At 57.7% G+C, this 14,067-nt stretch carries 9 protein-coding genes; 3 read left to right on the plus strand and 6 right to left on the minus strand.

The genetic code is table 11. The features are described 5' to 3' along the window. Positions 1–42: 42 nt before the first annotated feature. The gene (locus BMZ36_RS00810; RefSeq protein ID WP_091189746.1) at positions 43–3,486 is read right to left on the minus strand and encodes a pyruvate carboxylase; all 3,444 of its coding nucleotides are present in this window, start codon (positions 3,484–3,486) and stop codon (positions 43–45) included. A gap of 278 nt (positions 3,487–3,764) precedes the next feature. Here BMZ36_RS00810 and BMZ36_RS14465 point away from each other — a divergent pair, with 278 nt between their 5' ends. Then, entirely contained in the window at positions 3,765–3,911 is a 147-nt protein-coding gene (locus BMZ36_RS14465) for a hypothetical protein (protein ID WP_177187720.1), read from the plus strand. 199 nt (positions 3,912–4,110) lie between these two features. Here the strand turns inward: BMZ36_RS14465 and BMZ36_RS00815 are convergent, their stop codons facing one another. From BMZ36_RS00815 to BMZ36_RS00830, 4 genes are all read right to left on the minus strand, one after another. Further along, the gene (locus BMZ36_RS00815; protein ID WP_091189749.1) at positions 4,111–4,542 is read right to left on the minus strand and encodes a DUF2238 domain-containing protein; all 432 of its coding nucleotides are present in this window, start codon (positions 4,540–4,542) and stop codon (positions 4,111–4,113) included. 49 nt (positions 4,543–4,591) lie between these two features. Beyond that, positions 4,592–5,875 (minus strand): serine--tRNA ligase, encoded by a 1,284-nt coding sequence (gene serS / locus BMZ36_RS00820; RefSeq protein ID WP_091189752.1) that lies wholly within the window; start codon positions 5,873–5,875, stop codon positions 4,592–4,594. Positions 5,876–6,066: 191 nt separating this feature from the next. Continuing rightward, a complete protein-coding gene (locus tag BMZ36_RS00825; RefSeq protein ID WP_091189755.1) occupies positions 6,067–7,170 on the minus strand; it encodes a porin in 1,104 nt (367 codons plus the stop codon). 262 nt (positions 7,171–7,432) lie between these two features. After that, entirely contained in the window at positions 7,433–8,299 is an 867-nt protein-coding gene (locus BMZ36_RS00830) for a LysR family transcriptional regulator (RefSeq protein WP_091189759.1), read from the minus strand. A 652-nt stretch (positions 8,300–8,951) separates the two neighbouring features. Here BMZ36_RS00830 and acnB point away from each other — a divergent pair. Both acnB and BMZ36_RS00845 read left to right on the plus strand, forming a co-directional pair. Then, a complete protein-coding gene (acnB, locus tag BMZ36_RS00840; RefSeq protein ID WP_091189990.1) occupies positions 8,952–11,516 on the plus strand; it encodes a bifunctional aconitate hydratase 2/2-methylisocitrate dehydratase in 2,565 nt (854 codons plus the stop codon). Between the two features lie 121 nt (positions 11,517–11,637). Beyond that, positions 11,638–12,462, plus strand: coding sequence for a substrate-binding domain-containing protein (locus BMZ36_RS00845; RefSeq protein ID WP_091189764.1), 825 nt, complete (start codon positions 11,638–11,640; stop codon positions 12,460–12,462). A 424-nt stretch (positions 12,463–12,886) separates the two neighbouring features. On the opposite strand, the gene BMZ36_RS00850 is transcribed toward BMZ36_RS00845, so the two are convergent. Then, entirely contained in the window at positions 12,887–14,065 is a 1,179-nt protein-coding gene (locus tag BMZ36_RS00850; RefSeq protein WP_091189766.1) for a benzoate/H(+) symporter BenE family transporter, read from the minus strand. Between the last annotated feature and the right edge of the window lie 2 nt (positions 14,066–14,067).

Raw genomic sequence — 14,067 nt, forward strand, 5'->3', positions numbered from 1 at the left:
GGATAAACCGCCTGCCGTTTTTATCTGGGCTGGACTACTGGATCAGCCCAGTTCCAGCAGCAGATCCTTGGAATCGACCTGATCGCCGGGGTTGACCAGAATCTTGAGCACTGTGGCGTCCCGATCCGCAGTAATTGCCGTTTCCATTTTCATGGCCTCCAGCGAGAGCAGCGGGTTGCCCTTCTTGACCTTCTGTCCGACCTTGACCGAGAGGGTGGCTACGGTTCCAGGCATCGGCGCAGCGATATGGTTGGGGTTGGCATCGTCGGCCTTGGGATGTGCCTTGCGGGTGGTCTTCATGCCGGCCTTGTCGACCTTGAGTGCGCGCGGCTGGCCGTTGAGCTGGAAGAACAGCTTGGCGGTGCCTTCCTCGTCGTGATCGGTGCGGCCGTTGAGGTCGACGATCAGCGTCTTGCCCGGATCGAGCTCGACCGAAATTTCGGTGTTCTCGGCCATACCGTAGAAGAAGACCGGCGTGGGCAGGACAGAAACGTCGCCGAAGTGGCTCTGGTGTGCCGCGAAGTCGGTGAAGACCTTGGGGTACATCAGGTAGGACGCCAGATCGCTGTCGCTGATGTGGTGGCCTACGGTCTTTTCTGCCTTGGCACGCACAGCATCCAGATCGGCCGGCGGCATGAAGGCGCCGGCGCGGCCCTTGAGCGGTTCCTTGCCCTTGAGCACCTTGTCCTGCAGAGCCTTGGGGAAGCCGTCGGCCGGGAAGCCCATTTCTCCCGTGAACAGCGAAACAACGGATTCCGGGAAGGCAATGTCGCGTTCCGGGTCGAGCACCTCGGCCGGAGTCAGGTCGTTGGCGACCATGACCAGCGCCATGTCGCCGACCACCTTGGAGGTCGGCGTGACCTTCACGATGTCGCCGAACAGCAGGTTGACGTCGGCATAGGCTTGGGAAATTTCCGGCCAGCGGTGTTCCAGGCCCATGGCGCGGGCCTGCTCGCGCAGGTTGGTGTACTGGCCACCGGGCATTTCGTGGCGGTAGACGTCGGAAGTGCTGGAGCGAATTTCCGGCTCGAACGGCGCGTAGTAGCTGCGCACACCTTCCCAGTAACGCGAGACCGGTTGCAGACGGCCGGCATCGAAACCGGGGCTGCGCTCGGTGCCTTCGAGTGCCGCGACCAGTGCGCCCAGACTCGGTTGCGAGGTAAAGCCGCTCATCGAATCCATCGCGCCGTCGACGGCATCGATGCCGGCTTCCACGGCCGCGAGCACGCTGGCGATCGAGCCGCCGCTGGTGTCGTGGGTGTGGAAGTGCAGCGGCAGACCGGTTTCCTGCTTGAGCGCGGTGACCAGTTCGCGGATCGCGCGCGGGCGGCACAGCCCGGCCATGTCCTTGATCCCGATGATGTGGGCGCCGGCTTTTTCCAGCTCCCTGGCCATGTCGACGTAGTACTTGAGGCCATATTTCGGGCGCTTGGCGTCGAAGATGTCGCTGGTGTAGCAAATCGTGCCCTCGCACAGCGCGCCGCTTTCAATCACGGCATCCATGGCCACGCGCATGTTCTCGACCCAGTTCAGCGAATCGAATACGCGGAAGACGTCCATGCCATGCGCCGCGGCCTGCTGGACGAAGTAGCGCACCACGTTGTCCGGGTAGTTGGTGTAGCCGACGGCGTTGGAGGCGCGCAGCAGCATCTGGAACAGGATGTTGGGCGCGGCGGCGCGCAGCTTGTCGAGGCGTTGCCACGGGTCTTCCTTGAGGAAGCGCATGGCGACGTCGAAAGTGGCGCCGCCCCAGCATTCCAGCGAGAAGAGCTCGGGCAACTGGCGCGCGTAGTACGGTGCAATCGGCAGCATGTCGGCAGTGCGCATGCGGGTGGCGAACAGCGACTGGTGCGCATCGCGCATTGTGGTGTCGGTGATCAGGATGCGCTCCTGGTTTTTCATCCACTCGGAGAAGCCCTGGGCGCCCAGACGCTTGAAGATGTCGCGCGAGCCTTCCGGAATCTCGCCGGCATGGCCGCCCTTGGGCAGTACGGGCGCGGCCATCGGCAGCTTGGGCAGGGCGCGGCCCTTGACCTCCGGGTTGCCGTTGACGACGACATCGCCGATGAAGCGCAGCAGGCGCGTAGCTCGGTCGCGGCGCGGCGTGAAGCGGAACAGCTCCGGTGTTTCGTCGATGAAACGCGTGGTGCACTGGCCGCTGCGGAACAGCGGGTGCGAGACGACGTTTTCCAGGAACAGCAGGTTGGTCGAGACGCCGCGGATGCGGAATTCGCGCAGGGCGCGGTCCATGCGGACGGCTGCCTCTTCCGCGGTTTGACCGCTGGAAGTGACCTTGACCAGCAAGGAATCGAAATAGGGCGTGATGATGGCGCCGGCATAGGCCGTACCGCCATCCAGACGAATACCGAAGCCGGCCGGGCTGCGGTAGGCGCTGAGCTTGCCGTAGTCGGGCGTGAAGTTGTTTTCCGGGTCTTCGGAGGTGACGCGGCATTGCAGTGCATGACCGATCAGGCTCAGGTCCTGCTGCGCGGGGATCTCCGATTTCGGCTCGCCGATTTTGTAGCCTTGGGCCACGCGAATCTGCGCTTTGACCAGATCGACGCCGGTGACCTGTTCGGTGACGGTGTGTTCCACCTGGATACGCGGGTTGACTTCGATGAAGTAGAACTCGTCGGTTTCCGCATCCATGAGGAATTCGACCGTACCTGCGTGCGTGTAGTGCACGGCACGGCAGAGCTTGAGCGCGGCTTCGCACAGCGCGGCGCGGCGTTCTTCCGAAAGGTACGGGGCCGGTGCGCGCTCGACCACTTTCTGGTTGCGGCGCTGCACGGAGCAATCGCGCTCGAAGAGGTGGATCAGGTTGCCGTGCTGGTCACCGAGCACCTGGACTTCGACGTGGCGCGCGCGGCGTACCAGTTTTTCCAGATAGACTTCGTCGTTGCCGAAGGCGGCGAGCGCTTCGCGGCGGGCGACTTCCAGCGCCGGCTTGAGATCGGCTTCGCTCTCGACCACGCGCATGCCGCGTCCACCACCACCCCAGCTTGCCTTGAGCATCAGCGGGTAGCCGACCTTGGCAGCCATGGCGGCTGCCTGTTCATAGTCTTGCGGCAAGGCTTCGGTCGCGGGAACGACCGGTACCCCGGCAGCAATCGCTGCCTTGCGCGCGGCAACCTTGTTGCCCAGCGTGCGCATCACTTCCGGCTTGGGGCCGATGAAGGTAATGCCGGCTTGGGTACAGGCTTCGGCGAAATCGGGGTTTTCGGAAAGGAAGCCATAGCCGGGGTGGATCGCGTCCACACCGGTTTCCTTGGCAATGCGGATGATGTCGTCAATGTCGAGATAAGCCTGGATCGGTTTTTTGCCTTCCCCGACCAGATAGGCTTCGTCTGCTTTGAAACGATGCAGGCCAAGGCGGTCTTCCTTGGCATAAATGGCGACTGTGCGAATGCCGAGTTCGCTGGCGGCACGCATGACCCGGATCGCGATTTCACTGCGGTTGGCGACAAGCAGCTTGCGAAATTTCATGACTTCTTTCCCTTGTTTCTTTGCAATGGATAGGCAGGAGGCGACTGTGCAGCGCACCATCCAAGTCATGAATTTAAAGTTTAGAACATTAAAATTACAACAGGATCGTGGCGTGTGTGAATGTTACCGGGCAGTGTCGGTGTTAGATGTTTAAATGCTGACGCCTGTTACAAGTTTTGATGTCAGTTTGTATTATGTTGCGGTGCACAAATTTACGTTGTGCCAATGAAGGGGATTGCGTAGCATGAAATTGCCTATAAAGTGCAGGAGTAATGAAAATGAGCAATTTCAATGAGATGGTGAACGATATGGACGAAATGGCGGGTATGCCTGCTGTGGATGTCCTGCAAGATGCCCCGATCTATGCGCCGGCCATGGAGCTGTGCGTGTGTCATCTTGAAAAACAAAAAACGGATCGGAAGTGATTCTTTGCTGAACGATTGTTGCCCGGAAAACAGCTTGTAAAAGCTGTTTGAAACCTGCAGCAACAGCGTGTCCATTAGGCGATTCCGGGAGCCCCCGAATCGCCTTTTTATTGTGCATTAAGACAGGGTAATGCCGGCTCGCTGCAGCAGCGAATCCGGCAGGCTCCGTCCGATCATGAGGTGGGCGCGGTTTGCCGGCTCATGTTTCGACGGACGCCGGGACGGGGGCAAGGGCGCGCAAATGCAGCATGGCAAGGGTTGCGCTACCGCCTGCGAGGCCAAAAAACAGGTCGGACAACGTATCCGTGACGCCCAGCACTGTCACCATGCCGAAGAAGTAGTCCGTACCGAACTCCATGAATTCCCAGAGGATTGCGGTGATGGCGGTCATACCCAGCGCGCACAGGCTGCGGATGAGTGCCGGAATCGTGCCGAGCCGGGCTTGGGATTCCCGCAACAGGGTGGCATAGACGTAGGTGATGGCCATGCCGCCGGCGAAGTGCGTGGGAATGTCGAGATCGGGCCAGCGAACATAGGCATCGAAGCCCTTGATGGCGATGGCGTAGAAAGCGAGCACCAGCAACGGTGCCCAAGCCGAGCGGCGCAGGGTGTGGGCGATAATGTGCTTCATGAAATCAATGGCCCAAAAAAACGGCAGGATGAACCTGCCGTTTTGTCATTTACGGAACCAGCTTTTCGATTCCGCCCATGTACGGGCGCAGCGCCTCGGGTACGGTGACCGAGCCGTCGGCCTGCTGGTAGTTCTCCAGCACTGCGACCAGCGTACGACCCACGGCGAGGCCGGAGCCGTTCAGGGTGTGGACGAGTTCGTTCTTGCCGGCTTCGTTCTTGAAGCGGGTCTGCATGCGGCGGGCCTGGAAGGCTTCGCAGTTGGAGCAGCTGGAGATTTCGCGGTAGGTGTCCTGCGCTGGCAGCCAGACTTCCAGATCGTAGGTCTTGGCGGCGGAGAATCCCATGTCGCCGGTACACAGAGCGACCACGCGATAGGGCAGGCCGAGTTTTTGCAGGATGGTTTCGGCGTGGACGACCATTTCTTCGAGCGCTTCGAAGCTCTTTTCCGGATGCACGATCTGCACCATCTCGACCTTGTCGAACTGGTGCTGGCGGATGAAGCCGCGGGTGTCGCGGCCATAGGAACCAGCTTCGGAGCGGAAGCAGGGCGAATGCGCGGTCAGCTTGACCGGCAGTTCGTCGGCCTTGAGGATGCTGTCGCGCACGGTGTTGGTCAGCGATATTTCCGAGGTGGAAATCAGGTACTGGGTCTGATCGTTGCTGGAGCCGCGCTCGACGCGGAACATGTCCTCGCCGAACTTGGGCAACTGGCCGGTGCCATAGAGTACGTCGGCGTTGACGATGTACGGCGTGTACATCTCGACATAGCCATGGCTGCCGGTATGCGTATCGAGCATGAACTGGGCGAGTGCGCGGTGCAGGCGGGCGATCTGGTTGCGCAGCACGGTGAAGCGCGCACCGGAGAGCTTGGCGCCGGTTTCGGCATCCAGTCCGAGCGGCGTGCCGACATCGACGTGGTCCTTGATCTCGAAATCGAACTGGCGCGGTGTGCCCCAGCGGCGCACTTCCACGTTGCCGGTCTCATCCTTGCCCGTTGGCACCGAGGCGTGCGGTACGTTCGGGATAGTCAGCAGCAGGGCGTTGAATTTCTCCTGCAGTTCGGCCAGTGCGGTTTCGTTGGCCTTGAGTTCGTCACCGAGGTTGGCCACTTCAGCCATGATCGCCGAAACGTCTTCGCCCTTCGCTTTGGCCTGGCCAATGAGCTTGGAAGTCGAATTGCGCTTGGCCTGGAGTTCCTGTGTGCGGGTTTGCAGTGTCTTGCGCTCGCCTTCAAGTGCCTGGAAGGTGGCGATGTCAAGCGTGAAACCACGGTCAGCCAAGCGGGCTGCCACGGCGTCTATGTCGTTACGGAGTTGTTGGATGTCGAGCATGGTGGACACGTTCTGGTTTTCTTGATGGGGCGAATTCTACACCAAGGTCATGGAAGTATTCCGCTCAAGGTTGATAAACCTTGTGCAAATGCGCTGGTTGCGAGCGACGGTTTTGTGCGGGTATGTCTGGCAAAAAAAGGGCGGGTAGACCCCGCCCTTGAAAAGTTCCCTATCGAGGATGGCCAGCAAAATCAGAAGCTGGTTGCGATACCAGCAACAAGCGTTGTGACCTTCATGCCATTGATGGCGGCATAGGTGCCGGTGCTTTCCGTGACTTTGGTTGTGCCCATGTTGAGCTTGGCACGCGCATCATTTTTGACATGCCCAAAAGAAGCATGGGCGAACGTTTGTTTGCTCAGCGCATACTTGTACTGGGCTGCAACAAAATAAGCCCCTGTATCCGGATCTGTCACTCCATTGATCTTTTGCTCATTGACCTTGCCATAGTGAATGCCGAAGCCATGTTTGCCGGTGGTGTAGTTGGCGCCAATTGCCCATGCATCCTGCTTGTATTCGGCAGCACTGGCGCTAGCCTTCTTCTTGTTGCGATCCCACATCGCGGAAATGTCCAGGCCGGCAACCGGGGTCAGTGTGCCGCCAAACTGGTAGTTCTTCAGGAATGCCTCGGAGGCCGGAGTCACCGTTGTGGTTGCTGTGGCGCCGGTTTTATCGGTGTCGTTGTTTTGCTTGTAGGTCGCGCCGACCTTGAACATCTGGGTTTTGTACATGGCGCTGGCTTGCAGACCTTGATAGTTGCCGGCGGTCGTCTTGGCACCGAAGTCATAAAGAGCCTTCACTCGCGCGCCGCCCAAGAATACCGGCGAGGTGTACTGAGCGATATTGTTCAGGCGGGCTTCGCTTTGGCCGATGGACTTGTGTACGCCGTTGACGGTTTCGTTCCACTGTTGCAGACCGCTCAGGTAATCGCCCTTGGATTGCCAAGGCAGATCGTTGATGGCGCTACCGACCTTGACTTGACCAAAATTGCCTTCCAGAGCGACAAAGGTGTCTCGGGTGTTGAAGCCGGTGCTTTGGTCGGTATCGCCCGTGCCAATGTATACACGGTTTTCAATTTGCCAGAGCAATTTTACGCCGTTATCCAGCTTGTCTGTTCCCTTGAAGCCGATGCGGGAAACATCGTCTACCAGACGAACACGCGTCAGATCTTGGCTTGTTGTGTCGGAAATTTTTGAGTACTCAACGGAAGGGGCTGCGAGACCGTAAACGGTCACTTCGGCCAGTACGGTCGGGGCTGCAAATGCAGAGGCAACGGCCAACGTAATGATTTTTTTCACAAGAAACTCCTTTTGCCCGAATAAATTTTTGTGGAAGCTATTGCTGCAATAATTTCAAGTACGGCCTGCGGATTTTGTCATGTGAATAATGCAAAAATAAAATGCATAATTCTTATTGTGGTCGATAATTAAATTTGATTTTCGCGGTTGAAAATATTTATCATGTTTGATAAATTATTTTTATCACGATTTGTTGTGCGGGGAAGTTGGGAATCAGTTCGGCGTTTTTTATGGTTTCTGATGTGGATATATCTATCAGTGATCAGACGGCTTGTGAACAAGCCCTGAGATAGTCGATAAATGTCTTCACGGTCAGCAATCCAAGCGCTCCATCCGCGCATAGCAGCCAGGTTTTTCTGGTCATCGGCGTTCCATCTCGCCATGTCAGGGGCTGGACAATCAAAGTGTCGTTTTTGGGCAGGCCAATCGCCGGGAGTATTGTCCACCCCAAGCCATGAAGTACCAGTTGCCGCGCGGTGTCCATGGTATTGACCTCCATCGTTGTATTCGGGGGCGTCTTGAAATTGTGGCGCCACCAGTCTTCCATCTCTTTCTGCAGCGTGGTGTCGGTGTTGTATCGGATGTGGGGTTTGTGTTGCAGATCCTCGCCTTCGATCTTTTCCATGGAAACCAGACAAACCGGCTCTTCTGTAAGCAAGAATTTTTCGCCCTCCCAGCCATGCTCTCCACGCACAATAGCCAGCGAGATTTCCTGTCTCTCAAGAATTCGCAATACTTGATAACTTAACCCGGTCTTCAGTGAAAACTCGACTTCCGGATACTGTGCCAGAAAGCCTTTCAACATTTTGGGCAGGGAATAATGGGCGAAGACTGCTGAAGAGCCCATGCGCAGCGCTCCCTGCACCTTGTTTTCCATGTTTTTGATCTGTTCCTTGACCTTGTCGAACCGCTGCGCCATCTCTGCTGCATAGGCCAGGAGGTATTCCCCCTGCGGGGTAAAAACCACGCCGCTTGGTACGCGGGACACGATCTGTGCACCGATCTCTTCTTCCATGCTTCTTAAGCGATAAGTCAGCGCAGGCTGCGAAGTGAACAGGCGTGCAGCGGCCTTGGTGATATTCCTTTCCTCTGCAATCGCTTTGAGGATTCGCCAGTCTTTGTCATCCATCCCTTGTACCCTTCACCGCGCAGAGCCCCTTGTTGGTTACAGTAATTTTGCTGTACAGCAATCAAATGCAATCCTGAATAAATATTTCTTATTTGTATTGATAATAAAATTTAATATTGAGGCGCTGCTGTATGTAAATAAATTTTTCTTATTGTTGGTGATAATAAAAAAATATTTTATGTGCGTAAAAAATACCTGCAGAATACACGTGGCGCCTCTGTTGTTCAATAGCATTGGTTTGTTGGCAAAACTACTGAAATGTTTGATCGATATAAATTACTTGCTTGGCTGAGTTGGTGTTGTTTCTCAAATTCTTGCGCGATTTTAAGCAGGCGATAATGAAGAGATTTGATGGTGTGTCAAAAATTAAGTGACTAATAAAACGCCGAGGTTGACTGGTTGTGCTGTAAAGCACATCTGGGGCGCGCATGTGCAGGTATGTAAAAAGCAGTTCAAATCAATTCTTGAGGAGACGAAAATGCTGAATCGTCGCAGTTTTATCATCCGCAGCGCCGCAACTACAGCTGCAGCCACCATTGCGGTAACCTCGCAAGCCGAGGCAAAAGAGGTTGCAGTCAAAGGAAAGGGTAGCGCTGCCAAGGCAGGTGCATTGGCCAGCATTCCCATGGATGCCGCCAAGAGCAAATCCATCATCCTTGAGGCGTACCGCAAGCATGCGGCCGAACGCGCCGCCATGGGGATCCCCCCGTTGCCGCTTAGCCCGGAACAGGTCGCTGCGGTCGCTTTCCTGCTGCGCAACCCGCCCAAGGGCGAAGAAGCCTTCCTGCTCGACCTGATCACCCACCGCGTTCCGCCGGGTGTATACGATGCGTCCAGGGTCAAGGCGGATTTCCTCTCAGCCATTGCCTTGGGCAAGGACAAATCCCCGGTCATTTCCCGCCAGAAGGCAACCGAACTGCTCGGCACCATGCAAGGCGGCTACAACGTCCAAACCCTGGTGGCCTTGCTCAACGACAAAACCCTCGGCACGGTTGCCGCTGCGGCGTTGAAGAAAACCATCCTGATGTTCGGTGCCTTCAATGATGTCAAGGCGCTGGCGGCCAAGGGCAACCCCAATGCCAAGGCCGTGATGCGTTCTTGGGCCGAAGCCGAATGGTTCACGGTCAATCCGGAAGTTCCGAAAAGCATCAAGCTGACCGTATTCAAGCTGGCAGGCGAAACCAATACCGGCGACCTTTCGCCCGATCCGGACGCCAACACCCGTGCCGATATTCCGCTGCATGCCTTGTCCATGATGAAATTCGGCCGTCCCGGCGTCACCCCGGACGAAGTCGGCAAGCGCGGCCCGATGAAGCAACTGGATGCGCTCCGCGCCAAAGGCAACCCGATTGTCTTCGCCGGCGATGTCCTTGGCCCGGGTTCTTCGCGTAAATCAGCCACCAACAACGTCATCTGGTGGACTGGCAAGGATATTCCCTTCGTACCGAACAAGCGCTATGGCGGCTTCGTGTTTGGCGGCAAGCTGGCTCCGATCTTCTACAACACCATGCAGGATTCCGGTGCCCTGCCGATCGAAATGGACGTTTCCCGCCTGGAAATGGGCGATGTCGTTGAACTGCGCCCGTACGAAGGCAAGGTACTGAGGAACGGCGAAGTCGTTGCCCAATTCAAGCTGAAAACCGAAGTGCTGCTGGATGCAGTCCGCGCGGGGGGGCGCATTCCGCTGGTGATTGGCCGCAAGCTCACCGACGATGCCCGCAAGGCACTGGGCATGGCGCCCTCCACGCTGTTCCGCAAGCCCAAGGTTCCGGTGGATACCGGCAAGGGCTTCACCCTGGCCCAGAAGGTTGTGGGGCTCGCCTGCGGCCTGCCGCGCGGCAAGGGCGTACGTCCCGGAACTTACTGCGAGCCGAAGATGTCCACTGTCGGCTCACAGGACACCACCGGCACGCTGACTCGTGACGAAATCATGGACTTGGCCTGCCTGAAGTTCTCCGCCGATCTGGTGATGGAATCCTTCTGCCATACCAATGCTTATCCGAAGCCAAGCGATGTCAAGCTGCATGCCACGCTGCCCAAATTCTTCACCGACCGCAATGGCGTGGCCCTGCGGGTTCACGACGGCGTGCTGCATACCTGGTTGAACCGCATGGCGATTCCGGAAACCGTGGGTTCGGGTGGCGACTCGCACACCCGCTATCCGCTGGGCGTGTACTTCCCGGCGGGCTCCGGCTTGGTCGCTTTTGGCGCGGCCACCGGCTTCATGCCGCTCGACATGCCGGAATCGGTGCTGGTGCGCTTCAAGGGCGAGATGCAACCCGGTGTCACCTTGCGCGATTTGGTCAATGCCATTCCTTATTACGCCTTCAAACAAGGTCATATGACCATTGAAAAGAAGGGCAAAAAGAACGTCTTCTCCGGTCGCATTCTGGAAATCGAAGGGCTGCCGAACCTCACTCCTGAACAAGCCTTTGAAATTTCCGATTCGACTGCCGAGCGCTCCGCCGAAGCCTGCATGGTTCGCCTGAACAAGGAACCGATTGTCGAGTACATGAAGTCCAACGTGGCGCTGCTGAAATGGATGGTGGCCAACGGCTATCAGGACCGCAACACCCTGCAGCGCCGCATCAAGGAAATGGAAGCCTGGCTGAAGAATCCGCAAATCATGGAGCCGGATGCCGACGCCGAGTATGCCGCGATCATCGAAATCGATCTGGCCGAAATCACCGAACCGCTCCTGGCCTGCCCGAACGATCCGGACGACATCAAGCCGCTGTCTGCAGTCGCAGGCACCAAGGTTGACGAAACCTTTATCGGTTCCTGTCAGGTCAACATCGGCCACTTCCGCGCTGCCGCCCACCTGCTAAAGGGCCATCCCGGCATCCCGACCCGTCTGTGGATCGTTCCGCCGAGCAAGATGGATGCGGATCTGCTGAACAAGGAAGGCTACTTCGCCGAATTCGGCGCCGCCGGTGCCCGTATCGAACCGCCGGGCTGCTCCCTGTGCTTCGGTAACCAAGCCCGTGCGCGTCCGAATACGACCGTGGTTTCTACCTCCACCCGGAACTTCAACAACCGCATGGGGACTGGCACCAAGGTCTTCCTGGCCTCGCCGGAGCTGACGGCCATTACCGCCTGGATGGGCAAGCTGCCGACCAAGGCAGAGTACTTGGCGGAAATGAAGAAGATTGAGAAGGATTCGGCCAAGATTTACCGCTATCTCAACTTCCACAAGATGCCTGAGTACAAGGTGTAGCCATCAAGTTCTGACTTATTCCCATGCCCAGCCTGCACTCGCAACAGGCTGGGCAGCGGATGAATGGCATGCTTCCCAGTCCCAAGACAGTAGAAAAACCATTTTTCATGGGGGTTTCAAGATGAAGTCAATCACATCCAAGGTCAATTCGTTCTTCTTTGCCAGTCTGTTGCTGGTGGCGGGCGTAATCAACGCCGCGACCATCGAAGTCGTCAGTTCCGGCGCGTTCTATGCCACGATGGAAAAACTGAAACCGGTTTTTGAAGAGAAGTCCGGCCACAAGGTCAACCTGCATTCCGGCTCGTCCATGGGCGCCTCGCCGACCGCGATCCCCAACCGTCTGAAGCGCGGCGAAACCTTCGACCTGATCATGCTGGCCAGCGGCCAACTGGACAAAATGATCGCCGATGGTTTTGCAGTCAAAGGCAGCCGCGTCGATCTGGTCCATTCCTCGATCGGCATGACGGTGCGCAAGGGCCAGCCCAAGCCGGACATCAGCACCAAGGCCAAGTTTGACAAGGTACTGCTGGATGCCAAGTCGATCGGCTATTCGGCCAGCGCCAGCGGCACCCATCTGGCCAAAGACGTATTTCCGCGTGTTGGCGTGAACGAGTATCACCACATCATGGGCAAATCCAAGCTCATCGTGGGTGACCGCGTGGCAACGTGGGTGGGGCGTGGCGATCTGGAAATCGGCTTCCAGCAGATCAGTGAAATCGTGCCGTTTGCCGGCAAGAACGGAACCGTAGATCTCGTTGGCCCGATCCCGGCCCCGTACCAGAAGGTGACCATTTTCTCGGCTGGTGTTGCCAAGGGTAGCAAGGAACCTGCCGCAGCTCAGGAACTGGTCAAGTTCCTGACCTCCAAGGAAATATACCCCCTGATTATCGAGGAAGGCTTGCAGCCTGCAGCATTGGCAACTGCTGGTAATGGCAAAAAGAAGTAACACAAACCCATGTGTTGATTTAAACAAGCCCGGCCATGTGCCGGGTTTGTTTGCGTTACAGTCGATCTTTCTGGCGTGGACAGTTTTTGTTGTTATGACATGTCGCACAAGGCAAAACGTTGCCTTCTCTCCCTTTCTTCATGGAGCCCTATGTACCGTAGTCTGACGGTTTTGTTTTTCTGTTCCAAATGCCGTTGGCAAGGAGCCTTTTTTTCGCCACGAGGCGACGCACCGGAGGCACTGATGTGGGGAAAATGCCCGATCTGCAGTAGTCGATTGATTCAACGGAAGATACAGGGGCTGAGCCAAAAATGTTCATTATTTTGAACAGGTTGCGTGCCTGTTACGGAAAATAGGACACGGTTTTCTGTCTGGAGCAAGAGTCCATGAAGCGGTCGCCATTTGGCGGTCTATGGAGCCCGATTTATTTTGCGGTTTTGTGGGAGTTCCCTCCCAAGGCAAAAAGCGCGGCAACGCCAGCCACGAGCCCCCAGAATGCCGGACCGATACCGAACAGGGTCAGGCCCGAGGCTGTGACCACGAAGGTGATCAGGGCAGGTTCGCGCTGGTTTTCCTCGCGCAGCGCCATGGTCAGGCCGTTGCCTATGGTGCCGAGCAAGGCGAAACCGGCGATGGCGAAGATCAGTTCGCGCGGGAATACGGCCAGCAGCCCGCCTACGGCCGCGCCCAGTATGCCGAGCAAGAGATAGAACACGCCGGCAACGATGCTGGCGTGATAACGCTTGGCAGGATCTTCGTGGGCATCCTTGCCCATGCAGATGGCGGCGGTGATCGCAGCGAGGTTCACGGCAAAGCAGCCGAAGGGTGCGAGCAGCAGATTGACGAGGCCAGTCCAGCCGATGATCGGAGAGAGAGGCGGCGTGTAACCGGCAGAGCGCAAGACGGCGACGCCGGGGATGTTCTGCGAAGCCATGGTCACGATAAAGAGCGGCAGGCCCACGCCGATCAGCGCGGGCATGGAAAATTCCGGCGCAATCCACACCGGAGCTGCCAGTTGCAGGCTGGCGTTGCCGAGATGCAACAAACCTTGCCAGTGCGCCAGTCCAAGCCCAAGCAGCAGCACGATCAGCATGGCGTAGCGCGGTTTGTAGCGCTTGCAGGCAAGATAGGTCAGGAACATGGGCAGAACCAGCGCCAGTGCAGTCTGCATGCTGGTGAATGCGTTCATGCCGAAACGCACCAACACGCCGGCGAGCAGGGCGGCGCAGAGCGACATCGGCACGCGGTTCATCACACGCTCGAACCAGCCGGTCAGTCCGCTCAATAGAATCAGCAAGGCCGAGAGCAGGAAACAGCCCACTGCCACGTTCATCGAATAACCGGACAGGCTGGTGGCCAGCAATGCCGCGCCCGGCGTGGACCAGGCCGTGACGACCGGGACGCGGTAGCGCAGCGACAAGCCGATGCAGGTCAGCCCCATGGCCACTCCCAGCACGATCAGCCACGAGGCGATCTGCGCTTGCGATCCTCCGGCCGCGCGCGCGGCCTCGAAGATGATCGCTGCGGAACTGGTGTAGCCGACCAGAACGGTGACGAAGCCGGCGGTGAGGGCGGAAAGCGAGATGTTGCGGGTTGGTGGCATGG

Origin of the sequence: Formivibrio citricus, assembly GCF_900115065.1 — a bacterium.
In the GTDB taxonomy this organism is placed as follows: Bacteria; Pseudomonadota; Gammaproteobacteria; order Burkholderiales; family Chitinibacteraceae; genus Formivibrio; species Formivibrio citricus.